At 48.2% G+C, this 25,638-nt stretch carries 21 protein-coding genes; 5 read left to right on the forward strand and 16 right to left on the reverse strand.

Annotated elements, in window-relative coordinates; genetic code table 11:
• The coding region (locus D8Y20_RS05690; protein ID WP_121542084.1) for a hypothetical protein at window positions 1–724 on the reverse strand (724 nt) is incomplete at its 3' end.
• A gap of 271 nt (window positions 725–995) precedes the next feature.
• Between D8Y20_RS05690 and D8Y20_RS05695 the strand changes: the two genes are divergently transcribed.
• Window positions 996–1,814, forward strand: a complete 819-nt coding sequence (locus tag D8Y20_RS05695) for a glycine zipper family protein (protein WP_121542085.1) — start codon at window positions 996–998, stop codon at window positions 1,812–1,814.
• Window positions 1,815–2,131: 317 nt separating this feature from the next.
• Here the strand turns inward: D8Y20_RS05695 and D8Y20_RS05700 are convergent, their stop codons facing one another.
• From D8Y20_RS05700 to ettA, 5 genes are all read right to left on the reverse strand, one after another.
• On the reverse strand, window positions 2,132–2,674 hold the full coding sequence (locus tag D8Y20_RS05700; RefSeq protein ID WP_121542086.1) for a manganese efflux pump MntP family protein: 543 nt from the start codon (window positions 2,672–2,674) through the stop codon (window positions 2,132–2,134).
• Window position 2,675: 1 nt separating this feature from the next.
• Window positions 2,676–3,890 carry an NAD(P)/FAD-dependent oxidoreductase gene (locus D8Y20_RS05705; RefSeq protein WP_121542087.1) on the reverse strand — a complete coding sequence of 405 codons (1,215 nt, stop codon included), beginning with the start codon at window positions 3,888–3,890 and terminating at the stop codon, window positions 2,676–2,678.
• Complete coding sequence (locus D8Y20_RS05710) at window positions 3,883–4,527, reverse strand: 4Fe-4S dicluster domain-containing protein (protein WP_121542088.1); 645 nt, start codon at window positions 4,525–4,527, stop codon at window positions 3,883–3,885. The genes D8Y20_RS05705 and D8Y20_RS05710 overlap by 8 nt, the downstream gene beginning before the upstream one ends.
• Window positions 4,527–6,104 carry an FAD-binding oxidoreductase gene (locus D8Y20_RS05715; protein ID WP_147434024.1) on the reverse strand — a complete coding sequence of 526 codons (1,578 nt, stop codon included), beginning with the start codon at window positions 6,102–6,104 and terminating at the stop codon, window positions 4,527–4,529. The genes D8Y20_RS05710 and D8Y20_RS05715 overlap by 1 nt, the downstream gene beginning before the upstream one ends.
• Before the next feature lie 218 nt (window positions 6,105–6,322).
• Window positions 6,323–7,996 (reverse strand): energy-dependent translational throttle protein EttA, encoded by a 1,674-nt coding sequence (gene ettA / locus D8Y20_RS05720; RefSeq protein WP_121542090.1) that lies wholly within the window; start codon window positions 7,994–7,996, stop codon window positions 6,323–6,325.
• Between the two features lie 398 nt (window positions 7,997–8,394).
• Between ettA and D8Y20_RS05725 the strand changes: the two genes are divergently transcribed.
• Entirely contained in the window at window positions 8,395–9,048 is a 654-nt protein-coding gene (locus tag D8Y20_RS05725) for a methyltransferase (RefSeq protein WP_121542091.1), read from the forward strand.
• A gap of 100 nt (window positions 9,049–9,148) precedes the next feature.
• On the opposite strand, the gene D8Y20_RS05730 is transcribed toward D8Y20_RS05725, so the two are convergent.
• The gene (locus D8Y20_RS05730; RefSeq protein ID WP_161957586.1) at window positions 9,149–10,963 is read right to left on the reverse strand and encodes a bifunctional diguanylate cyclase/phosphodiesterase; all 1,815 of its coding nucleotides are present in this window, start codon (window positions 10,961–10,963) and stop codon (window positions 9,149–9,151) included.
• A 376-nt stretch (window positions 10,964–11,339) separates the two neighbouring features.
• A complete protein-coding gene (locus D8Y20_RS05735; protein WP_121542093.1) occupies window positions 11,340–11,522 on the reverse strand; it encodes a hypothetical protein in 183 nt (60 codons plus the stop codon).
• 206 nt (window positions 11,523–11,728) lie between these two features.
• Between D8Y20_RS05735 and D8Y20_RS05740 the strand changes: the two genes are divergently transcribed.
• From D8Y20_RS05740 to D8Y20_RS05750, 3 genes are all read left to right on the forward strand, one after another.
• A complete protein-coding gene (locus D8Y20_RS05740) occupies window positions 11,729–12,295 on the forward strand; it encodes a porin family protein (RefSeq protein ID WP_121542094.1) in 567 nt (188 codons plus the stop codon).
• A gap of 117 nt (window positions 12,296–12,412) precedes the next feature.
• The gene (locus tag D8Y20_RS05745) at window positions 12,413–13,462 is read left to right on the forward strand and encodes an inorganic phosphate transporter (RefSeq protein ID WP_121542095.1); all 1,050 of its coding nucleotides are present in this window, start codon (window positions 12,413–12,415) and stop codon (window positions 13,460–13,462) included.
• A 1-nt stretch (window position 13,463) separates the two neighbouring features.
• On the forward strand, window positions 13,464–14,165 hold the full coding sequence (locus tag D8Y20_RS05750; RefSeq protein ID WP_236075273.1) for a DUF47 domain-containing protein: 702 nt from the start codon (window positions 13,464–13,466) through the stop codon (window positions 14,163–14,165).
• A 148-nt stretch (window positions 14,166–14,313) separates the two neighbouring features.
• Here the strand turns inward: D8Y20_RS05750 and D8Y20_RS05755 are convergent, their stop codons facing one another.
• The 8 genes from D8Y20_RS05755 to D8Y20_RS05795 all read right to left on the reverse strand — a co-directional run bounded on the left by D8Y20_RS05755 (window position 14,314) and on the right by D8Y20_RS05795 (window position 25,455).
• Window positions 14,314–14,727: an NUDIX domain-containing protein gene (locus tag D8Y20_RS05755; protein WP_121542096.1), complete on the reverse strand. Its 414-nt coding sequence runs from the start codon at window positions 14,725–14,727 to the stop codon at window positions 14,314–14,316.
• 192 nt (window positions 14,728–14,919) lie between these two features.
• Window positions 14,920–16,125 (reverse strand): bifunctional glutamate N-acetyltransferase/amino-acid acetyltransferase ArgJ, encoded by a 1,206-nt coding sequence (gene argJ, locus D8Y20_RS05760; RefSeq protein ID WP_121542097.1) that lies wholly within the window; start codon window positions 16,123–16,125, stop codon window positions 14,920–14,922.
• A complete protein-coding gene (gene secA / locus D8Y20_RS05765; RefSeq protein WP_121542098.1) occupies window positions 16,125–18,770 on the reverse strand; it encodes a preprotein translocase subunit SecA in 2,646 nt (881 codons plus the stop codon). The genes argJ and secA overlap by 1 nt, the downstream gene beginning before the upstream one ends.
• Window positions 18,771–19,110: 340 nt before the next feature.
• Entirely contained in the window at window positions 19,111–20,352 is a 1,242-nt protein-coding gene (gene hisS, locus D8Y20_RS05775; RefSeq protein ID WP_121542100.1) for a histidine--tRNA ligase, read from the reverse strand.
• On the reverse strand, window positions 20,352–21,467 hold the full coding sequence (gene ispG, locus D8Y20_RS05780) for a flavodoxin-dependent (E)-4-hydroxy-3-methylbut-2-enyl-diphosphate synthase (protein WP_121542101.1): 1,116 nt from the start codon (window positions 21,465–21,467) through the stop codon (window positions 20,352–20,354). The genes hisS and ispG overlap by 1 nt, the downstream gene beginning before the upstream one ends.
• 1 nt (window position 21,468) lies before the next feature.
• Entirely contained in the window at window positions 21,469–22,662 is a 1,194-nt protein-coding gene (locus tag D8Y20_RS05785) for a 4-hydroxy-3-methylbut-2-en-1-yl diphosphate synthase (protein WP_201265550.1), read from the reverse strand.
• A 16-nt stretch (window positions 22,663–22,678) separates the two neighbouring features.
• Complete coding sequence (locus tag D8Y20_RS05790; protein ID WP_236075274.1) at window positions 22,679–24,232, reverse strand: adenylate/guanylate cyclase domain-containing protein; 1,554 nt, start codon at window positions 24,230–24,232, stop codon at window positions 22,679–22,681.
• 323 nt (window positions 24,233–24,555) lie between these two features.
• A complete protein-coding gene (locus D8Y20_RS05795; RefSeq protein WP_236075275.1) occupies window positions 24,556–25,455 on the reverse strand; it encodes a GGDEF domain-containing protein in 900 nt (299 codons plus the stop codon).
• Window positions 25,456–25,638 lie beyond the last annotated feature (183 nt).

Consider the following 25,638-nt stretch of genomic DNA (forward strand, 5'->3'; position numbering starts at 1 on the left):
GCCCTGCTTCATCAGCAATAGCCAAAGCACGTTCCAATCTGGCTGGCGCTGAGCGGCCCATGCAACCATGTTCGGGATCACCATCAAAGGCATTCAACATGCCTTCAATCAGGGCTGTACGATCCACTTCCTCACCAATCAAATGCTCCTGAATATCCAACACATCACCTGCCACTTCACAAGCCAGTTCATGATGTTCCAACCACAGTTCACGTACATTTCCACCGGCCTCAAGGCCAGCTATATTGGTGGTTAATATATAGAGATTTTTTAATACCAGTTCGAATAACAGCGCTGCTTCACTATCAACAGTGACCACTGGAATACCCAACGTAGCAAGTGCATCCTGCAACAGCTTCGCAGACGCACCATGGGCAGGCGACTCAATTACCACCTTCGAGTCCATGCCTTTTTTCTTCTCAAACCAGACCGAAATAACGGTTGGATCGATTAAACCGTGCTGAGCCCAGTCACGTGGTAACAACTCATTCTGCAATAGCACCAATCGATCACACCAGCTATCAGGTAGCTTGCTCAAGGTAGCATGCAGATCCTTTTCCGCTACGGCGACGATCACCATTTCAGGTTCGTTCACATCCGATGCAACTATTGCCATATCCATATCGCGCGTCACGGGCACCACCGGATAGCCGAGTTTCATCACTCCGCGTGCAAACACCGAACCTATTTCACCCATACCGATTACTACTACTGGTTTATTCATCACTTTCTCCTGCTCCACTATCAACAGATTCGCAGCTCAGGTTGACCGCCCGCAAACTCAATCGAAACCATACGGATTGCCTGATAAGGTTTCATCCCTTTATTCATTGCGTCCTTTCACTTCAACGCCAGGGCTTATCAAAATTACTTTTCAAGATTGAACATTTCGCCAATGATTATTATGCTCAATGGAATATAATCATCAGCGCGTGGGTGCAAACGTGATTCAACAGCCCCAACCCTGACATACTACACCTGACCTGGAGATGCTTATGAAACGTTATCTATCCATTGTGGCCATTGGCCTGCTCGCAAGCTGTGCCACCCCTTATCAGGAGCGCTCCGCAACACAGGGCGCTACTGTCGGTGCGGTCGCCGGTGCTGTCATCGGAGCCCAGAGCGATCAGTTTGTTGAAGGCGCCATTATTGGCGGTGTACTGGGTGGACTGGCCGGCGCAATGCTGGCAGATGACCGTGATGACCGAATCCATGAATCTGCTCCGCGCTATCACCGTAGCAATTGCAGTCGTGGTGACATTTACTTCCAGCGAGCCCGCCATCAACGAAGGTTGGATCGCCGCATCACGCTAATGCGTCAAGGAATTGCTTATTGCCCCAACAACCCAGCTGCACACAATGATCTGGGCGTAGCCCTGATGCTCTGGGGCAACAACAATGGTGCCCGCATGCATTTCCAACAGGCACTCAGATTCGATTCGCAATACTATCCTGCCCGCCACAATTTGCAGCGCATGCGCCGCTATCACGCACCTGCACGTTACCAGCAACCAGATATGAGACCGGCGCAGAGAGAGCGGGTCGAAGAACGGCACGAACGGCGGAGAGATGATCGTCAACGCTACAACTATCGCCAGCAAAGACAGGACGCCGAACGAAACCACAGCTACACACGGCCGCAATCAAATCGCGACCGCCAGAACAACTATTATCAACAGCAAAAACAGAACGCCGAACGAAATAGCGACCACGCTAGACCACAATCAAACCGTGACCGGCAAAATAACGACTATCGTCAGGATGAAGAGGACGGTGACCACAATCGCCACTCGCGTGACCGCCGTGACGACTAAAAACCGTCCCGCCGACAAGACAATCGCATTAAATGCATAAAGGCTTTCACCGCCAAGGACGCAGAGTTACGCAAAGTAAAATCAGAAGCAACGCAACTACCAGCTAACAATCGCCTTCTCTGCGTAACTTCGCGTCCTTAGCGGTAAATTTTTGTCTTTGATCATTGAAGCGGTTCTCTCCGTCAAGCAGAATCGAGCTTGCGAAAGAAAAGGCCCTGCCTCACCGTGACGTGCAGGGGGGGGGCATTGTGCCGCAGGCGCAGCCAGTGAAAAATGCTAAATCAAATCAGTAAACCCTGACCAGCAGACGATATCCATCACAACAGTAACATTTTAAATCCAATCAAGATCAATACAACACCACCAAACAGTTCCGCCCTACTCTCAAGCCAGGTGCCGCTGCGAAACCCGATGAACACACCCAATGCACTGAATATGAACGTAATAACACCTATTAGAAAACAGGCCAAGAAAGGATCTACAGGTAGTAAGGTTAGTGAGAAACCAGCCGCCATCGCATCGATACTGGTGGCAACCGCCAGCATCAGCATCACCTTGTGGGTGATGCGCCTAATCTCTTCTTCAACCCCTTCACCAAAGGATTCCCAGATCATCTTACCGCCAATCAGGACAAGCAGAGTAAACGCAATCCAGGGTGCATAATCTTCAACCCAGCCCAACACACCATGTCCGGCCATATAACCGATCAACGGCATCAAACCCTGAAACAAACCGAACCATACGCCCGCCATCAAAGCAAGTGTCATGCGTTTCTCTCTGTCCGATTTGGAGCCCAATCCAATGGATACAGCAAATGCATCCATGGCCAGCGCCACAGAGAGCACAATTACTTCCAGCATTTTATAACCAATTCTTTTGGGAATAATCTCCACGCATCAGGCGCTGCATACTGATTGCTGCAATCTGTCGTCCCCACTTAAACTCTTTATACAGTTTGAGAAATGACCAGATATCTTTCATCACCTTGATGCGGTCAGCCATTGGCAGCGCCATCAAGGCTTTAGGAAAGTCAGCCTCATGTGGTTTATCAAACGCAATCTTCAAAGGATTCCACTGATCTGTAGTGCGGCGTACTTCCGAAGCAATGTTCTGCCTGTAAATATCCTGCACAGGCTTGTTTCTGAGCATGGCATCCACCACCGACTCGCCCGCAATCGCACCGGAATGCAGCGCGCAACTCATGCCCTCACCAATCATATTCAGGAAACCGGTCGCTTGACCTGTGATCAACACACGTCCTTTACCAAACACATAGCGGTTGATTAACGATGGGCCAAAGTTTTCTGAACAGCCTTCATGATCATCATCGGCTGGTTTCAAGCGCACACCATGTTTCTCTTCAAAATATTTAGCCACATACAGGTGCCTGTCGTGAAACTTATCACCGATTTTATAGCCGACTCCAACGATCTGACGCCCATCACGGGCATGACTCCAGGTATAATGACCCAGATCAGGATGAAACCAGAAATGGAAGTAGGCCTCATCCAGTGGACAATCGATGATCTCATGGAACTTTTGGCCAACAAAGAACATCGGAATCTGTTTATGATAAGCCGGGTAGAGCGAGCGCAGCACTGGTGACACCGGCCCATCAGCCCCAATCAGATACCGTGCTTTTAGCGTAAACGCCTCACCGCCTCGTTTCCGCGCCGTGACCATCACATGATCATCATGCTGCTGTTGTGACAAAAAGGAGGTGTCATCCATCACTTCAGCACCACTCTGCTCAATCGCCCAGTGATCTGAATATTTACGATGCAGATGCGGTGTAGGGCCACCAAAGAAATCCATCGGCATCTCAACTCTGCTGGGGAAATGAAAAGTCACCCCCTTACACGAGGTTGGTTCATGCAATATGTTGCGCGGTAAAGGACCAAAATTCTCTAACAAAAAACGATGACCGCGAGGGGAAAGAATACCGCTACAGATCTTGTGGCGTGGCAGCTGTTGTTTTTCCACAATCACTGTCTCCAAACCCGCATCCACCAGCCGCTTGGCCGCCGCCGCTGCTGCAAGGCTTGCTCCAACAATTACCACATCCACACTACGCATGCTTTTTCTCACTCCTGATTAAATCGCTCAGACAGATTACCGGTTTACCGCTCAGTTGCGCTAGCATTACCTGATCAGCCGGATTTTCAACAATAACACGCTCAAAGCTACGCCCCTGCATCAGCCACTGGATCTGCGATGTCACATCAAACATCCCGCACTGATCTGCCCTGCTGCCAATGCCTGTTGCTATCGCCATGCGATTCAGATCCAAATTCATCTGGCATCCTGTAGCCTTTCTCAACACATCATAGTGGGCTAAGCGCTGGGCATAGTGCGTATGAAAAGGACGCGCATCAATAATGAACAGATCATCTGCTGTGAGATGCATCTGCAGACTGACATCCCTGTGCGTATCAACGTGATCAGACTCGATATCAGGTTCAGGTTCGGGGGCACATTCTGATCGCAAGGAGGAAATCATCGCACTCAAATCAATCTGTTCAGGGCAGAGCAGATCACAAGCACCACAGTCGATGCAGGTCGACACCTCTTCTGCAATATCTTCAGCTACCGCGCCATGTTGCAACGCTTTAGCGATGCCCTGTGGGCTAAACCGCACATCGCGTTTTTGCAACCACATCGGACAGGAGAGCAGACATAACGCACAACCATGACAATCAGAATAGGAAGCCATTAAAATATCACATCCCTGTTCAATATCATGGCCGGATCAGCCTGTTTTTTGAGCGCCAGATGTTTCTCCACCACCGCATCACCAAGCGCTCTGCGAATATACCCCTTCATCATGCCACCAAACCGGTAATAACTGGTTTCAAGCTCAACACCGACATCATAAATCTCATTCTTGAAGGATTGCAGGGTGTCACGGCTATATACCTGCCCCTCCTCATACATCGGCTCAAACTCACAGCCATAAGCAAAACCCTCGGCATCGGGGGGAATACTGGAAAGTTCATAATGGGCCTGATGATCATCCCGCAACTTAATGCCAACACAGTAGAGCGTGTAATAAGGAAAGTATTTACGGCACACGGCATTGCCACGTTCAACCGCCTCCACAAATTTCTCCGCATTGGTAGCCAAATCCGGAATCACCATATGCCGATCACCCCAGTGTTTCCAAACCGCGCGCGAAAACACCACCGTTCGATCATACATCTGACCATCATGCATATGGTGATTCGGTTGCAAATCAGGAAACAACTCTCGTTTGCGCCGCAACAGAAACAGCGCCTCTCGCCACTTCCACGGCCGCCATGCAAAGGAGGCAGCCAACCTCAAGCCAAACATCCATTCACCATAACCACGTAAGGCCGGTTTTATCTCCGCCAGAAATGCAGCTTCCCGCTCATCTGAATCGAATGCCACCAACAGCGTAATAGCTGAATCCATCATGGTGAGAATGCCGGTATAATCACAGCTTTGAGATCGGTCCAGTATCAACAGATCTTCGACACAGGTGTGAAGGGATGAATAATAATAGTAGTGCATGCGTAAAGGGGTGTATGTTCGAATGCTCAGCGTCGCTTCGGTAATAATGCCAAACTGTCCATAACCCAGAATAATGCGTTCAAACAGCTCGGCATTCACATTATCGGAACACTCAACAATCTCACCAGTGGGCGTTACCACCTGCAAGGAGATGGCCTGATCAGCACTGCAACCATGCTTGGCCGAGTTTACATCGATGCCACCCACACCAAGTGTACCACCAACTGACGATGTGAGATTGAGGGGAGCGGAGAGGTAATCGAGTCCATCACGACGCAGCACTTCAGCCAGATGATGCCAGAAAATGCCGGCCTGCGTGCGTACAGTCAGCGCTTGTTTATCTATTCCCAACACACGGCTCATGCCTGTCATATCCAATAATAGCCCACCGAAAGCCACCGATTCACCTTCGGTCGTTAAACCACCGCCACGCACCGTCACAGGTACGCTAAACTGCTGAGCCGCTTTCATCAGCGCGGCTATCTGTTCAGCTGATTTCGCCACCACCACACCATGCGGCAAACCATACGCCAGCCCACCGGCATCCGTGACATAGGTGCCTGTTGAGGCACGCTGCTGGCGCACTTCAATCCCCTGCCCTGTAAGCTCTTGGACAAAGTCTGACCAGTGATCACCCTGCCAACGGCCGGGATTGGTCTGCTGACGCGGAATCCCCATCAAGGCATCGGGTGCTACCGGATCAGCAGGCAAACTGCTGATATTACATTCAGAACCACTCACTGTAGTAGACCGGGCCAATACATTCTCCAATTTCAGTTACCGTTTTCACGACTCTAACTATTCAAATTGCCTCTGGTTTGCGTGAGGCCAAGGAAAAAGCACGGAGTTTACGCCTGTAAGTCATTCGGGGCATCCATGCCCCTCTCAAGCAAGCTATCGCTTGTGCAAACAGCATCCTGCTTTTTTGTGAGTACTTTTGACGCGGGGGTCGCGTAAACCAGAGGTGAACTGAATAGTTATACAACCAGTTTTTTGTATCTCATGCGATGCGGTTGTGTTGCATCTTCACCCAGACGTTTCTTCTTATCTGCTTCATACTCTTCAAAGTTACCTTCGAACCACTCCACATGTCCCTCACCTTCAAAGGCCAGCATATGGGTAGCCACACGATCAAGGAACCAGCGGTCATGCGAGATCACAATCGCACATCCGGCAAAATCAAGCAGTGCCTCTTCCAGTGCGCGCAATGTTTCAACATCAAGATCATTGGTCGGCTCATCGAGCAGCAACACATTGCCACCTTCTTTCAACATTTTAGCCAGATGCACACGGTTGCGTTCACCACCGGATAACATACTTACCTTCTTCTGCTGATCGCCACCTTTAAAGTTGAAACGACCACAATACGCGCGGCTCTGAACTTCAACCTTGCCCAGATACATCGTGTCAGATCCACCGGAAATCTCTTCCCAAACGGTTTTCTTATCATCAAGTGCATCACGGGATTGATCGACATAAGAGACATTCACGGTCTCACCCTTAGTCAACGTACCTGAATCTGGTGTATCCTGGCCGGTTAACATACGGAACAGGGTGGTTTTACCCGCACCATTGGCACCGATAATGCCGACAATACCACCACGTGGCAGACTGAAGTTAAGGTCTTCAACCAGCACTTTATCACCAAAAGCCTTATTCACTGCTTCTGCATCAAAAACAATATCACCCAGACGCTCACCGGATGGAATAAAGATCTGCTTGGTTGCGTTGCGCTCCTGCGCTTCACGCCCGGCCAGTTCATCAAAGGCTTTCAGGCGTGCTTTTGATTTGGCATGACGCCCTTTGGTGCCGGCACGCACCCACTCCAACTCCTGCTTCATAGCTTTCTGGCGTGATGATTCCTGCTTCTCTTCCACCGACAAGCGCTTCTCTTTCTGTTCCAACCAGCCGCTATAATTGCCTTCAAACGGAATACCACGACCGCGATCCAGTTCCAGAATCCAACCGGCCACATTATCAAGGAAATAACGGTCATGGGTTACGGCAACAACCGTACCGGGATAGTCATGCAGGAAACGCTCCAACCAGGCCACCGATTCAGCATCCAGATGGTTAGTCGGTTCATCCAACAGCAACATATCGGGGTTTGATAACAGCAGACGACACAGTGCGACACGACGACGCTCACCACCGGATAGCTTGCTTACATCGGCATCCCATTCCGGCAGACGCAGCGCATCTGCCGCCACATCCAGTTTGCGGTCCAGGTTATGACCATCGCCAGCTTCAATGAAGTTTTCAAGTTTGGCCTGTTTGGCAGCAATCGCATCAAAATCGGCATCAGCTTCACCATACGCCGCATAGACTGCATCAAGTTCAGCCAACGCATCTTTCATCGGCTGCACCGCTTCTTCAACATTTCCACGCACATCTTTTGTCTCATCGAGATCAGGTTCCTGCGACAGATAACCGATACGAATGCCCGGAGCAGGTCTTGCTTCACCAAGAATTTCAGTGTCCAGACCGGCCATGATTTTCAGCAGTGTCGATTTACCGGAACCATTGAGTCCCAACACGCCAATTTTGGCACCCGGAAAAAAAGAGAGATAAATATCTTTCAATATTTCCTTTTTATTGTCGACAACTTTGCCTACGCCTTCCATAGAATAGATATACTGATAATCGGCCATAGTGACACTCCTGAAAAAAGTCAGCGAAGCATAGCAGCTACGGGGCGATCTGAAAGATCAGCATTATTTACCGCAGAGGACGCAAAGTTACGCAAAGTAAAACAAACAATATGTGTGCTTTTGGTGCCCTCTCATTGGCATGATAATTCTCATGTTTCATTGTCTGTTATTTTTATTCCATTACATTCTTATTGAGCCCTGTAATACAATGCTTTTAACTTTCTCTGCGCAACTCTGCGGTGAATGTTTTTTTAAAAGGTTCTAATGCGATTGCCCTGCTAGAAAATTACCTACGCATTGGGCAAATAGGCTCCCCTTCTGTATGATGCCATAATCGTAGTGAATCTGTTGACTCACGCATGCTGCGTTATTGCGAATCAATCGCTACGCAGGTATTTATGACATCACTACGTGTTCGCTATCAAACCACCGAATTTGGTAACATTGATATTCACACCCGCGCTCTGCGTGACAATCAGGAATTCTCTGATGATGAAGGAATCGCAGAAGCATTAGGCATCTCTTCAGCCACATGGCCCTTGTTCGGTATTGTCTGGCCATCAGGCGAAATACTGGCGCATCTCATGGCTGATTTTAATATTGCCGGCAAAAGAATCCTTGAGGTGGGTTGTGGCATTGCGCTATCCAGCCTGCTACTCAATCATCGTCATGCCGACATCACAGCCACCGACTACCATCCGGAAGCAGGTAATTTTCTTCAGGAGAACACTGAATTAAATGATGATAAGGATATCCCATTCCTGCGTACAGGCTGGGAGGATGGCGATAGCACGCTGGGCGAATTTGATCTCATTATCGGCAGTGATGTGTTGTATGAAACCGCTCATGCCGTGCTGTTATCGGAATTCATTAATCAGCATGCCAAAGCACATTGTGAAGTGATTCTGGTGGACCCGGGACGAGGCCATCATGCCCCGTTCAGCAAAGCGATGGTAAAACTGGGTTACACTCATAGCCAGAGCAGACCTGAAAACACCGAATATCTGGCAAAGCTTATGCCACGAGGGCAAATTCTGCGTTACCAGCGTTAGTTCAGGCTAAGCGCTGACAACCAGATAACCCCAACCACCAAACAGTGTAGTGGCTCATGCTCATAAAGGGTAGCGCCCCCCTTTAGCTTCTTTAGCTATATCAACATTTACGTCGATCAACAATCATACTATTCCCCTCCAGTTTCTTCGATTCATGCTTGATGGTGGCAATCACTTCCGATGCCTCTAGATGAGATTTAAACTTTCCAGGCGAACAAATCGTGGCACTCACCGAAAGGCTTGCCATGGCAAACTCTCTGATATGACCCAAGCGGTCTGTTGACTCAATAAAACCAAGTTCTCTTTCGTGATCATTGTACAGTAATTGCGACTTCTCTGTGAATGATTGCAGCATGCTCCATACTCTCTGTTCCCATTCTGCTCCGGAAAGAATCATCACAAAATCATCACCACCGATATGGCCGACAAAATCCTTCTTCAATGCAGTTTTACGCAACAACTCGGCAACAAGGCATATCATCTTATCACCACGTTCAAAACCATATTTGTCATTAAACGCCTTAAAATTATCCAGATCAAAATAACTCAGTACAAAGGTAGCTTTCTTATCAATACGCTCTTGTATCTCACTGGCAATACGTACATTACCTGGCAGACTGGTTAATGGATTACTATGCAAAGCATGTACCACCTGAGTTTGGGTAATTTTTTCCAGAAGTTTGCGAATGGATAGCATGCCTATGTAGCGCTCTCCGTCACACACAATAATGGGGCAATACACAAGGTTATATGAGCGGCTAGTTGCCATCTGACTTGCATCTGAAAGAGAGTCTTCAACTTGAACGATAAGCGGATCTTTCAACATCAACTTCGAAACTGGAGCACGATTGTAAAGGCTATGCGCATATGGTTTGGAAAACTCATTCAGCAATGCATCACGGATAATTGCCCCAACCACTTTTCCATTCTCCAACACGGGCAAAGCCAATAGCTCCGGGTTGGATTGAAAGGTGTTCAGAACAGATGTTAACTTATCGGTCGCAAAACAAGCATCAGTCCTGTCCAACTGTAGCGAACCAATGCGTTCAATATTACATTGTATTCTCGCATCAATATTACTGTTTGCTGCAAGGCCTGAGTTCAGCAGCAACTTATCGCTCGTTTCCAACAACACATCAGGAATATGTTCTATGGCTTCTTGCTGAGGCATGCCCAGCAAATAGCCCTGCCCAAAAGCAATGTCCATTCTTTGAATAAACATCAAATCATCAGCGCTTTCAACGCCTTCGGCGATAACCTTACAACCAACACGTGCTGCCAGATCAGTAATTAACTTTACAAACTCAGCTTCCACACAGTCTGCTTTCACACCTGATACAAAAAACTTATCCAACTTCAGATAATCCGGCTGAAGCTCTGCCAGCAGGCGCAGGTTTGAATAGCCCGCACTCAAATCATCCATAGCAATCGAAAAACCCAGATCCCGATAATAATTCACAGCTTGCTTGAGACTAGCGATATCCGTTTGTTGATGTTCTGTAAGCTCAAGAATAACCCGGTCACTGCTCAATCCAACTTCCTGCAACATCTGTAGCGTACGACCACTACGGAAATTCATATTGACTAAAACACTAGGGCAAATATTAAGCGCAAGCTTCCCCGAAATATTACGATTTACAAAGTTTTCTACGGCTTTACGTCGACATAAATAATCCAGTTCACTAGCCAGTTGATGATGATATGCTATTTCAAACAGTCTTTCGGGGTTAAATAGCTCTGAGTCAACCGGACCACGTGACAAAGCCTCATAAGCAAATATCGAATGATCACCAAGATCAAAGACCGGTTGAAACAAGGTGTTAATATCTTGCCGATCAATGATACCCAACAACTCTTCTTTTAACTGTTGAGATTTATCTCCCATGTCATCCTTGCTCAATTGCAATGCTTGCATTCCATCACCTCTATTATCGTTGACTATAAGTATCGCCAAGATCATGACATTAGAGTGACATTGATTTACAACGGATGAACCTTAACGACTAAGAACCCTAAATCTTGAACATTGAAGTTGTTTCCACCCTTAATCTGCTTTGAAGGAGTTCAATAAGATCTTCTTTATCTACTGGAATGGGGTAATCTGTCAATATATCGACAGCTGACCAGACATGGACTTTTCCGTATCCAATGGGCTGAAATCATGGCATTCAAAACGATGAAATACGCGGGCGAATTCGACCTTATTATCGGCAGTGATTGTATTGTATGAGAGCCATCATGCCCCTTTCAGCAAAGCGATGGTAAAATTGGGTTACCAGCGTTAGTTCAGGCTAAGCGCTGACAACCAAATAACCCCAACCACCAAACAGAAATGCTGATGCAAAGCTAATAAAAGCCGCCCACAACATGCCGCGTACAAGTTGTTTGCGCCCAACCTGATGCGCCTTCCAGGCAAACCAGACACAGAAACATCCGATGGGAATGGATAACAGCAGAAATAGGACCAATAACATGCCCGCAAGAGTATTCTTCAAACCTTAACTAACCCAGCATCTTTTACATTCACCAACATCGTACTCTTCTTGCGCCCTTGCTCCCTATTGGATATTTCCTTATTTTTCAACAGACTCGATACATACAACCCATGCAATACAACAAATGGTTTATTCCTCAATATCCTTCCCTACTATATGCGCCCATCGAACAACGGAGATCAGCTATGCGCAACTCGATCAAAATAATTACTACACTACTTGCACTGGGCTTTAGCACACCTGCACCGGCGGCCGGAGAGCATTATGTCGGAGCCGGTACAGGCGCATTTAGCCTAAACAATGGTATCAATACGGACACAGTGTTCGGTGCTTACATGCTTATTGGTCACCACTTCAATGAATACTTCAGTGCTGAAGTGCGTCTGGGTGCGACTGCCAGCAGCGATAGTGGTGATGCGATCACTCCTAAAGCCAAGCAACGCATGGATTTTGTTGCCCATTATATCAAACCACAGATAGCATTAAGTGAATCACTTACCGCATATGCGCTGGCCGGATTCGCGGTGGTGCACGGCAGCTATCAGGCAACGACCGGAGCCAAACAGAGCAAGACCCGCATCAGTTATGCCTATGGCGCCGGATTGAGCTATCAGGCCAACGATGATTATTCCATCGATACCGAGATCACACACATGCTTGGTAAAGCCGGCAATTCAGCCGCCAGCATCAACACCGGATACAAAGGGCTTGAAGCCAACACATATACGGCCGCCATCAAATATCACTTTTAAAACAGCCGCACGCATATCTGACATGCTCTATTTATAAGGCAAAAACCGTCGCACTTCATTTATTGGCTGGTTAACTAATTAAGCATAAGATAAGCCTTCAGACAAGAGGCGAATACTATGAATAGCCTGATCCTAATTACTGTCGCAACGATCATCGTACTGGTGATATTTGATTACACCAACGGTTTTCATGATGCATCCAATGTAATTGCCACGGTCATCGCCTCGCGTGCCATGACACCACTTCAGGCTGTGCTCGTAGTCGGATTCTTTGAATTTCTTGGTCCCCTGCTGGGTGGTACTGCCGTTGCAGATACCATCGGTAGCTTAATCGATATTTCAACACTGCAAGCCCTACCCTCCATAAGTATCATCCTGTGCGGCGTGATTGCAGCGGTCACATGGAATATCATCACATGGCGAATTGGCATCCCCTCGTCCTCCTCTCATGCGCTGGTTGGCGGACTCATTGGCGCTGTACTGGTATCTGTAGGCAGTGAACATATCGTATGGGGCATCAATGAACTGGGGAATGGCCATATCATCGGTGTTTTCAAGGTAATTCTGGCGCTACTTCTCAGTCCAATTCTCGGCTTCTGGGTCGGTTTTATCATCCACCGCTGGGCGGGTATTCTACTGCGTAGTGCGCCCATACAGGTGAATCAGAAGCTGCGCCGCATTCAGTTTGTCACTACCGCAGCACTGGCATTTGCGCATGGTGCTAACGATGCGCAGAAAAGTATGGGAGTGATTACGCTGGTACTGTTGCTAGGGGGATTCATTCCACAGTTTCAAGTTCCATTCTGGGTTGTCCTGCTTTGCGCAATGGCAATCACACTCGGCATCATGTCCGGCGGCTGGCGTATTGTGAGAACAGTTGGCTTCGGTATCTACAAAATCAGGCCACTACATGCCGTCAATGCCCAGGTCACAGCCGGTTTGGTTATCTTTTCTGCCGCAGTGATGGGCGGCCCCGTATCCACCACGCATGTGGTTAGCTCATCCATCATGGGTATCGGTGCCTCCGAACGGCCGCGTGCTGTACGATGGAACAAAGCAGGCGATATTGTCAGCACCTGGATCATCACTATTCCGGGGGCAGCTGTCATCGCCGCATTCACTTATGTACTGTTGGATCAAGGATTAGTCCTGGCTACAGGAGGGTGATATGGACACATCAATCAAAGATCTACTAAAACAACTGGTGGACCGGGTAATACCGCCCATGCCGGATTTTTTCGCCCTTATCAATGAACAATGCGACCTCTGCCTGCACACCATGACCATATTCATCACCTACATGGAACGCGGCGATGCCGACACAGCAGCCGAAATTCGCAGTTTGGAAAAACAGGGCGACAAACTCAAACGACGCAATAATCATATATTGGACAAGGCATTCACCACCCCCATGGATCGTGAAGACATCTATGATGCCATCACCAGCATTGATGACATTATCAACTATGCTAAAACCACCGTGCGCGAGATGGAGGTGCTGGAACTGCAGCCGGACCGACATATGCTTGAGATGGCCATCGAACTTCACCGCGGAGCAAAGGCACTGCAACGCGGATTTGCCACGCTATCCACCGAACCTGCCCACGCAGAGCACGATGCCATGGCCGCACGCAAGGCAGAACGCAGAATTGAAGAGGTATATCGCCGATCAATCGCGGAATTATTTCACACCGAAGCCATGTTGAAAAAGATCCCCGGTGACAATGGCTGCGGTGAACACCAGCTGATGGCACTGGCTATCATTGATATTTTTAAACATCGGGAAATCTATCGCCATATGTCGAATAGCGCAGATCGCCTTGCTCATGCCGCAGACAAGCTCATCGACATTATCGTCAAAATTTCCTGATCCCCATCGTCACGCATCACAGAGATGAACATTAGCGTTTGCGATACAATTCACTGAGACTTAATTAGATACCCTGGCGATAGATGCTTTTTTCAACTGCAAGCGCTTGCATCGGTGAATGACATAACAATGAGAAGTATCCGGAGGTTTACAGAACAGTTTTACCCTCAACACCGAACCGTCCTTTAATCGCTGCAATAAATGCATCGTTAGCATCTGGCATGGGGTAATCTGTCAATGTATCGACAGTTGCCCAAACATGGGGTGATTCCGTATTCAACGGGCTGAGATCGTGGCACACACAGCTGAATAGTTCAAACTGCAACAGCCGATCAGGATATTCATAGCTCTGCTTGCAAAGACTTTCCCACGCCGTGGCATCAAGGCCTGCCTCTTCTTTGAGTTCGCGCATGGCTGCTGCTTGGTTTTTTTCTCCGGCTTCGACTTTGCCTCCGGGGAATGACCACAGACCACCACAATGTGTGTCATCATTCCTTTTCAATAACAGCACATTGCCCTTGTCATCAAAGGGGGCAATCAAAACTATGGTTTGAAATATCATATTAGATTCCAGCCAGGAGGGCTGGCGAATCCGTAAGGATTCGTAAGCTGATGCAAACTCGCATGTTTGTATCTGCGTCAGCGAGCAATAGGGGCAACAAAAGGCAAGGAGCCAGTTTGGACGGCTGCCAAGCCGCCTGGAAGGCGAAGACCATGGACGACCTGAGTCAATGCCTTTTGCGGATGTTTCAAACTAGGTACGGTACTCCGCATTGATGGTGATATATTCGTGGGTAAAATCACCTGTCCAGACGCGCGCAGATGCATCGCCCATACCTAGATTCAACGTAATGGAAAACTCAGCCTGCGCAAAGACAGCCATACCATCTGTATCACGATAATCGGCATGCAGATTGCCCTTCTCCATCATCACCACATCATCACAACGCAAGGAGATCTTATCCGCTTCAAAATTGATACCGGCATTACCAGCGGCAGCAACAATGCGTCCCCAGTTGGCATCGGAACCGGCAAAGGCGGTTTTCACCAGCGGGGAGATCGCAATCGTGCGTGCCACATGACGCGCTTCATCAACACTCTCGGCACCTTCGACATTGATTGTTACAAATTTACTAACACCTTCACCATCGCGCACAATCATCTGAGCCAGTTCAATGCATAACGCAGTCAACGCGACTTCAAATGCGGATGTATCCTGAAGCGGGGCATAACCAAGACCCAGACCACTGGCAAGCAGATAGACTGTATCATTGGTCGATGTATCACCATCCACACTGATCGAGTTAAAGGACTGATCCACCACCCGCTTGATCATAGCTTGCAGTTGAGCCTGAGAAAGCGGTGCATCGGTAGCGATAAAGCCAAGCATGGTCGCCATATTCGGGTGAATCATACCGCTACCCTTGGAGATACCGGTGATGGTGTAATCACCCACCTTACGACTGCTCCACTTGGCATAGGTATCGGTAGTACGAATCGCATTGGCAGCCTGCATCCAGTCGGATTCAGAAGCCGCTGCGTCTTCAATGCCTTCCACGATACGATCAATCGGGAATGGTGTGCCTATCACACCGGTAGAAGCAGACAACACCTGATCAGATGAAACCTTCAGAACATTGGCGGCAGTGGATATCATCATCTGCGCCCACTCTTCTTCACGGATACCTGTAGCGGCATTGGCATTGCCACTATTGGCAACAATAGCACGCACCTGTGTGCCGTTCAGGTTGATCGTCTGCTCACCCAGGTCAACACAAGCAGCCCGCAAGCGGTTCTGCGTAAATGTGCCTGCGGCATGACAATCCACATCCGCCACAATCATGGTTAAATCGGTGCGTTTACCTTTTAGATCTGCTGATTTCACGCCACACGACGCTGTACCAATACGAAAACCCGGAACAGGTAATGCAGGACTTAATTCAGGCGCATTAACCGGCATTAGCCGTGCTTACCATGACACTGTTTATACTTTTTACCCGAACCACAGGGACATGGATCATTGCGTCCAACTTTTGGATGTTCGCGTTTATAAGTGTGTTGCGCTTCCGGCTCATCTTCTTCACCAAGATTATAGTTCACAGGCGTACTTTCCTGAGGCTCTTCAACCAAAGGCTCTTCCTGTTCAACCTGCACACGATGCATGGCTATCATGGTTTCTTCACGCACTTTATCCAGCATCGTTTCAAACAGTTCAAACGATTCGCGTTTGTACTCCTGAATCGGCTGTTTCTGAGCATAACCACGCAGACCAACACTTTGACGCAGGTGATCCATGGCCAGCAGATGTTCTTTCCACAGATGATCGAAGATCTGTAAGACAAGGTATTTTTCAAAATGACGCATCTGCTCAGCGCCGGTGATCTCTTCTTTGGCAGCCATATGCGCCGTTAATGCAGCATGAATCTTTCCAGCCATATCCTCAGCGGTATCCACATCGTCGTGTTCCAACCAAAGCTTAGGGTCGGCTTCAACTGTAAAGCGCTCATTCAACGCATCACGCAATTCATCCAGCGCCCACTCTTCCGTGTGACCATGTAAAAACTCAGTCACCAAACGGCCAGACAGATCAGCCTGCATATCGTCAACCACGTCGGTCACATCATCCGCTTCCAACAGTTCACGGCGCTGAGAATAGACCACATCACGCTGCTGATTCATCACATCATCATATTCCAGTAGCTGTTTACGCACATCAAAGTTGCGCCCTTCCACTTTCTTCTGTGAGTTTTCAATCGCTTTGGTTACCCACGGATGTTCAATCGCTTCACCCTCTTCAAAGCCCAGCTTGGTCATCATGGACTGCATCTTTTCGCCACCGAAAATACGCATAAGATCATCATCCAGTGACAGATAGAAACGGGTCAGCCCCGGATCACCCTGACGACCGGCACGACCACGCAACTGATTATCAATACGGCGTGATTCATGACGCTCGGTACCGAGAATATGCAGACCACCTGCTTCAACCACTTCAATATGTTCAGCCGCACAAGCTTCACGGATCTCTTTTGCTTTTACTTCACGATCAGCATCAGATAATTTAGCCGGTAGTGCCGCAATCAGCATATCCGGATTACCACCAAGCATAATATCAGTACCACGACCGGCCATATTGGTGGCAATGGTCACCGCCCCTTTACGCCCTGCCTGTGACACAATTTCCGCTTCACGCGCATGCTGTTTGGCATTCAATACTTCATGTTTGATGCCGCGCTTGGTCAATTCTTCTGATAAAACCTCGGATTTTTCGATGGAGATCGTACCAACAAGGATCGGCGCATTGGTTTTATGCAACGATTCGATATCGGTAATGATGGCACTGTATTTATCAGCTGCATCACGATAAATAACATCCGGCATATCTTGACGAATCATATCGCGATTGGTTGGAACAATGACCACTTCAAGTTTGTAAATTTTATGAAATTCTTCCGCTTCGGTATCGGCAGTACCGGTCATACCGGCCAGTTTATCGTACATACGGAAATAGTTCTGGAATGTAATCGAAGCCAGCGTCTGGTTTTCCGGCTGAACCGTCACATTCTCTTTGGCCTCCAGAGCCTGATGCTGACCATCAGAATAACGACGACCAGGCATCATACGACCAGTAAACTCATCAATAATGACCACTTCATCATCGCGCACGATATAATCTACTTCACGGGTAAACAGGGTATTGGCACGCAAACACTGGGTTGCGGCATGCATCAAATTTACATTCTCCGGGTCATACAGTGTGCCCTCAGGCATAAGATTTGCATCACGGAATAGCTGCTCCATATGTTCATTACCTAGCTCGGTAAAAGAAACAGCTTTGTCTTTTTCATCTTTCTCATAATCTTCTTCTACCAGCTGCTTGATCAACGCATCTGTCTGACCATATAGCTCACCGGCGGCTTCAGCAGGACCTGAGATAATCAATGGCGTACGTGCTTCATCGACCAGAATAGAGTCGACCTCATCGACAATCGCATAGTGATGACCGCGTTGCACCAGATCTTCTTTGTTAAAAGCCATATTATCGCGCAGGTAATCAAAACCGAACTCGTTATTGGTACCATAAGTGATATCGGCAGCATAAGCCGCGCGACGTTCCTCGCTTGGAATACCATTGACAATCACACCGGTTGAAAGACCAAGAAAACCATACAACTCGCCCATATGCTCAGCATCACGCTTGGCCAGATAATCATTCACGGTCACCACATGTGCGCCTTTACCGGACAAAGCATTAAGATAAACAGCCAATGTCGCCATCAGTGTTTTACCTTCACCTGTTTTCATTTCAGCGATTTTACCCTGATTAAGAATCCCAGCGCCGATCAGCTGCACATCAAAATGACGCATACCTAACACGCGCGAGGAAGCCTCACGCACCACGGCAAATGCTTCTGGCAACAGATCGTCAACAGTAGCGCCATCATTCAAACGACCACGAAACTCTTCTGTTTTTGCAGCCAGAGCCTCGTCCGATAGAGCCTGAACATCAGCCTCAAAATCATTCACTTGCTTGGCGATCGGCCACAGGTCTTTAAGCAAACGCTCATTACGACTGCCAAACAGCTTGGTTAAAATACTAAACATGATGATGAGGCTCCAAAAAAAAACTAAGGATGCTCGTAAGTCAACAGAGCATCCAAGGCGCGCGAGGCTAGCATGGGCAATCGCACGCACCAAGCAAGGCTTTATTTTGAGTATAAAACAGTTAAAACCTTTTCACCGCGAAGTACGCAGAGTTACGCAAAGTAAAATCAAAAATAGATACAATATTCACCGCAGGCGCGAAGTGAAGCCAAAGTAGATGCAATCTACTTATATTACGCTCCGGTTAGCATTTTGTACTCAACATTATACCGGTTTTTCTGCGTACTCCGGGTCTCTGCGGTGAAACATGCTGAATCATGATAGTACGCCAGAGAGCTGTTTATTTCTGTAAGGCTCCCACCAATTGGTCAACATCCAGCTGCTTCTGCTCGCCTGTGGCCATCTCTTTTAAGGTGATGCGATTCTGCTGCATCTCTTCATCACCGATGACAACCACAAAACGCGCACCTTCACGATCAGCCACTTTAAACTGACGTTTAGCACTACCACCACCGCAATGCACAACAGTAAAACCTTCCGCACGCAGAGCTGCGCCCTGCTGCATCGAATAGCCAAGCACAGACTCACCCAGTGCTACAACCGCCACATCAACCAGCGCTGTATCAGACGCTGCTAGCAACATACCCAGACGTTCAAGACCTGCAGCAAAACCGATGGCAGAGGTAGCTGGTCCTCCAAGTTCAGACACCAGGCCATCGTAGCGACCACCGGCCAGCACCGTCCCCTGTGAACCCAATTGATCGGTTACAATTTCAAAGGCAGTTCGGTTATAATAATCCAAGCCACGCACAATGCGGGCATTGATATGATACGGCACAGCCAGTGCATTCAAACCTGATTTCAGACCGCTGAAATGCGTATCACAAGCCTCGCACAGATGGTCAATCATTTCCGGCGCATCATTCAACTGCGTCTGACACGACACCTCTTTGCAATCAAGCACCCGCATTGGGTTTTTCTCCATACGGTCAACACAGGTTTCACACAGGTGCTCTTTGCGTGCATGCAAATAATCGAGCAGCACTTCACGGTAACCAGGGCGACAATCAGCACAACCCAGAGAATTGATCTCTAAGGTTAACCCTGCAATGCCCAATTCGGATAAGAAGCTATGCGCCATAGCCAAAATTTCGGCGTCTTCCAACGGGCCATTGGCACCAAACATCTCCACACCAATCTGCTGGAATTGTCTTAAACGCCCTTTTTGCGGCCGCTCACGACGAAACATCGGACCAATATAAAACCAACGCTGGCTGCCTGAACGTGTTAAACCGCCTTGCAGATAAGCACGCACAGCACCTGCCGTTCCCTCAGGCCGCAGACAGATATTGTCTCCACCCTGATCGCTGAAGGCATACATCTCTTTAGATACAATATCGGTGGCTTCACCAATTGAGCGCACAAACAGCTCGGTCGGTTCCAACACAGGCAGGCGCACTTCAGAAAAGGCATAGGTGCCAAACACTTTCCGGGCAGCTGTTTCTACCCGCTGCCACAACCGCACCTCAGCAGGTAATCCATCATGAATACCACGAATACTTTGTAATTTCTTCACTGCCACTAGCTTTTCTCTCCATTGCCGTCTAACGCTGCCTGACGCACAAGCGCGGCACGCCGCTCCACATCTTCCACCAGCTGATCAATCATATTGCCTGTCTTCACTTTTTCCGACTTTTCGCCATCACGGTACATCATATGAACCGGATACCCACCGGTAATGCCTACATCCACCTCTTTGGCTTCACCGGGACCGTTTACCACACAGCCGATCACCGCCACATCGATATTTTCCTGAATATGCGCCAGCCGCTCTTCAAGTTCTGCCACAATCTCAATCACATTGAATTTCTGACGCGCACAGCTCGGGCAAGCGATCAAGTTTACACCGCGATGGCGCAACCCCAAAGATTTTAAAATTTCAAAACCAACCTTCACCTCTTCTTCCGGCTCGGCTGCCAGCGACACACGAATGGTATCACCAATGCCATCGGCCAATAGCAGGCCAAGACCAATGGATGATTTTACAGTACCGCCAAAACGGCTACCTGATTCTGTAATGCCCAGATGCAGCGGATAATCCACTATCTTAGCAAGCTTGCGATAAGCAGCCACAGTCATCGGAATATTACTGGCCTTGAGAGATACCTTGATATCATTGAAATGCATATCTTCTAAAATATGAATATGATTTAAGGCCGATTCAACCATCGCATCGGCACAGGGTTCGCCGTATTTTTCATTCAACTCTTTTTCCAACGAACCTGCGTTCACACCGATGCGAATCGAAACACCGCGCTCCGCACTGGCTTTCACCACGCGCTCAACGCGATCACGCCCTCCGATATTACCCGGATTCAGACGTAGGCCATGCACCCCTGCATCCAGTGATGCCAGAGCCATTTTGTAGCTAAAGTGAATATCCGCAATAATCGGTACCTGTGTCTGGTTTAAAATCTCAGGCATGGCTGCAGCAGATTCAGGATCAGGTACAGAAATACGTACAATGTCAGCTCCGGCCTCTTGCAGGCGTAGCACTTGTGCCACCGTGGCATCAATATCCGTGGTCAGCGTATTGGTCATGGACTGTACGGCGACAGGTGCATTGCCACCAACCGTGACACTTCCCACTTGAATTTCCCTGCTTTGACGACGCTGTAACACTATCTGATCACGCATCTTATTCCTCCTCAGAAATTGGGCCGTTTGGTCTTTTGCTATGCATTGAAACCGAACCATTCTCTAGCTTCTGGTCACGTAACAAATTCAAACGTTCTTTCAGCTGTTTCGCCCGGCGTAAAGATTCCTGATATTCGGACTTTTCCGGCCTCATTGCCACCGCATCACCCCAATAGTCAATGGCCTTGTCCAGCTTCTCTTGCGCAAATGCCTTACTACCCTGTGCAAATAATTTAGCAGACTCTTTATCCAGCTGCGTCTGAATCTGTGCCAACAGTTTTTCCGCATTCCTGCCACCATTACGCCGATACACCTGAGCAAATTGTCTGGCCTGAATCAAATCACCAGAGTTAATGCTTTCCAGCACCTGTTTCTCACTCATTTTTTGAGGCATTCTCAGGCGTTTCCCAGTTACAACCTTTTTCACCCCAGCCTGTTTCAACGATGGGATAATCAAACCTTTTGGCATGGATTTTCGTATTTCCACCACTATTTTTGTAGCCTGAGCACTACCCGGCTGCAAGCGCACATACGATTCAATCTCTACATAAGCAATTTCAGGTAAATTCTTACTCAGGAATCGTCGTGCTTCCCGAAAGGCATGATCTGCCCGTTCATCCAGTAGATCATTATAATGCTCCCGCATACGCGCAAACACTTCATCACTGGGGGCCACACCCTTGGGATTCTCATAAGCACTGGCATCAGCCAATAACACACTATCCTCTTTTCGACGTTGCTTCAGCATTTGATCAAAACGAACCTGGCGCATATTGAGCTTCATCTGCTCACGCTTCTTAACCATCTTTTCCGGTTTAATCGTCACTGTTCTGGCCTGATCATAAGCCCACATAGCCGCCGCCCAGCGGCCATGTTTTTCGTGTTCACTGGCAGCCCTGAGATAATGTAAAAACACCCGTCGCCTGGCCGGCTCAATTTTCTGTTTTAAAAAACGATACGATTCCACATAGTCACGATGTGATTTATCCATAGCCAACACTCGGGCCCGAGCACGCATAATGCGGCCACTATCATAATCATGCTGAATAAGCGTCAACGTATTCATGATACCAATAGCTTCACTACCTTGTTCAAACAGATCGAGCATCGAATTACTATCAGCGAGCATACCATTTTGGCCATGTGCTCCGGACTGACACCCGTTCAATAATCCTGCCAAACAGATCATAGCCATGATATGCAATCTGTTTTTATGCATCTCTCTGGCCCTCACTCGCAGCTTGTGAATCCAGACGCGTTGCGTCCACCATATCTTCGATGGCTTGACGCGCCTCCTGACTCTCCAAATACACCATACCAACTTCCAGAGGCTGACTGATACCCTTGATATCACACATACCAATAGAACAAAATTCAAATCCATCACCCAGCAGATCAAAGTTATGTCTGGACATGATCAATTTATCGCCATCACCCAGCCCTGCCATACGAGAAGCTACATTTACCGCATCACCGATCACTGTATATTCCAAACGCTGAGCTGCACCAATATTTCCCACAATGGCCTGACCTGAATTTAAACCGACTCTGAATCGAATAGGTTCACCTTCACCACCGTTCAAACCCAGTTTCTGGCATGCCTGCACCATGGCCAAGCCCGCCAATGCCGCATGCCGCACATGATGTTGATCATTCTCAGGATGATTGAATACAGCCATCACCGCATCGCCAATATATTTATCCACATGGCCCCCATAGTGGGTCACAATACGATGAAACAGTTCAAAATATTGATTAAGCACCGTAACAACTTTGGCAGTATCCGTCGATTCAGAGAAGTGTGCAAAGCAGACCATGTCGGCAAACAACACAGAGACTTCCTGCTTCCGACTTTTCATCTCAGCATCAGCACTTTCAAACACATCTGATACCAATTTGGGATTGAGATATCGGCCAAACACACCGCGCAACTCTTCTTTGTGCGCCAAACCACGTACCATTTCATTAAATTGTCTCAGGGCATCGGACAGCTCATCATTACCTTGCTCCGGCAATTGCACTGTATAATCACCATCAGAGACCTTGGCTGCTGCAGCGGCCAGCATTTCAATAGGATGAGCCATGCGCCCTGCAATCCAATAGACCAATAGAGATGAAAACAGCACCACAAGCACAGCGGCCACAAAAATCGTCTGGGACAACTTCCCTGCCATTTCTGCCCATGCCCGTTCTGAGAAGCGAACTGCCACAGTGCCCATCGAGGTTTTGTCATACATCACTGATTTTGCGTACCACAGCGTTTTTACAGGCAGTTGTACCACTGTTTTCGTCGCATGGAGTTTCTTCAAGACACCCTTAGATGTGCGATCAGAAACTTTAATGGAGCCAAAAGCTATAACTTGACCATCAGGAAAACGAATCAACATACCCAGAACGGCAGGCACTTTATCCATAAAGCGCTGTGCAATGATATCGGTTTCGCTACTACTGCCAGACAACATCGGCAGTTTAAATTCATCGGTCAGTCGATCAACCTGCAACTCGGCCTGCGCTGCCTGACTGTTGATCCATGCGTCATGCTCAACGTCCAAAACAATGACATACAGCACAAGCACCGCCAGCGTCACCGCAAAACCGACAAGTCCTGTCCAGCGCCAGCGAATAGGAATACGTGGATTCACCCACCCGGATTCACGAGGCTGTTGGTCAGCTTTAGGGGCTTGTTCTGCGGTTTGCTCTACGCTTTGTTCTACTAATCGCACTGGCAGGGCCGACTCTGAAGATATGGTGTCATCATTTTGCACAGCACAACCCTAACCAAAGTCCCATATTGAACAATGCCAGACACGCATTAAAGACAAAAAGAAGATGAATCCATGCTAATTTATTAACTTCTACCAAAAATATTCACCTCATCCATGAGATTCGTCTTAGCTTCCTGCCACATGCTCAATCAACAAAACCATCTTTCCCTTGGGATCGTGAAGTGAGCAATAGTAAGTGTCGGCACACAGAGATATCAGAAATAAGCCCCAAATATCAAAAATGTAATTTTTCTTTCACTTACAAATCAACACTTAGATGCTCGCGTTGACAGGCTTTTCATATATTGTCTGAGAGCGCTGAATTAAGCAGAGCCTGAAACTACTGTTTGCGTCGTACACACGCGCTTTCGCCCGGCTAATTTAGCGGCATACATGCATTCATCAGCCACCGCCAACAACTGCTCAGAGAGTGGTTCAACGCCAAGCTTCTGATCATTATAATCAAGGGTGGCGACACCAGCGGAGAATGAGATGTGTATCGCCGCACCACTTTCAAGCACAAGTGATAATTCAGAGATATTTTTCAACCACTGCTCTGCAGCCAGGCGAGCCCCGGTCAAATCCGTATGAGGCAACAAAACAACAAACTCTTCACCACCCCAACGTCCAACGATATCACCCTCGCGCACGCCCTCTTTTAACATTGTCGCCATCTTTGATAGCACCAGATCACCGGCAGCATGACCATGCACATCATTCACCTGTTTAAAGTGATCAAGATCAAACATCACCAACGTATAAGGATGATGATAACGCAAGGCTTGCGATACTCCCCGGTACAACTGTTCCATGACATAACGGCGGTTAAACAAGCCGGTTAACGCATCATGACTGGCCTGAAACTGAAGCTCCGCTTTAGCATTTTTTAGATTTGTGACCATGCGCCAGATCAGGCTGGCTTCCAAACCTCCAATCACACCACCAGCGCCCAATGCTTCTGATGAAATAGATTCAATCATCTCATTGCCTGTCATATTAAAAGCCACACAAGGTGACGACTCACGTAAAGCTTGCACAACATCGGTATATACATTGATCCCATGTTCTCTGGCCAAGTCCAAACCCGGCGCATTTGGATCCCTGTCCGCAATGGCAATGACTTCAACCAGACGTTCACCGAGTAACATCTCCAGAATTGCGCTGCCTCCACGCCCTGCGCCAAGAATCACTGCACGATGTGGATCTTCTTTTAATGTAGTCATATCACCTCAAAAGCCTCATTCGTGAAGCTTCAAATTTATAAGGAACAGGCTGAAAAGTCAGCATATCCATGAGCAAAGACACAACCGCAGTTTTGATGCTCGGCATCCATGCCTCTCACCACTGCGAGGCACCCTTCGCCGCCCCATTCCACTATCCTGTGGAATAGTGTCTTTTGTGGGCTG

Source organism: Mariprofundus sp. EBB-1, from assembly GCF_003665155.1.
In the GTDB taxonomy this organism is placed as follows: Bacteria; Pseudomonadota; Zetaproteobacteria; order Mariprofundales; family Mariprofundaceae; genus Mariprofundus.